1 tRNA gene is annotated in these 253 nt (G+C 42.3%); it reads right to left on the reverse strand.

Going from position 1 to position 253, the window contains the following annotated elements:
• Positions 1 to 157: 157 nt before the first annotated feature.
• Positions 158 to 233, reverse strand: a tRNA-Glu gene (locus H5125_RS21960).
• Between the last annotated feature and the right edge of the window lie 20 nt (positions 234 to 253).

A 253-nucleotide genomic window follows, 5' to 3' on the forward strand; every position in this document is an offset into this window, starting at 1 on the left:
AGCGCTATTTCTAGACGAATGGGACACATTTGATACGTTATACTCTGCATCGAGTGAATACTCATTGGTGTCTGTAGGCTAAACACCAGTGCTATATAGACCATCAAACACTTTTTCTAAAACAATAGTTTCGAATCATGTTCAACCATCTTAAATATGGTATCCCATAGGGGATTCGAACCCCTGTTACCGCCGTGAAAGGGCGGTGTCCTAGGCCTCTAGACGAATGGGACACATTTGATACGTTATACTC

Source organism: Shewanella sp. SR44-4, from assembly GCF_014163715.1.
GTDB lineage: Bacteria > Pseudomonadota > Gammaproteobacteria > Enterobacterales > Shewanellaceae > Shewanella.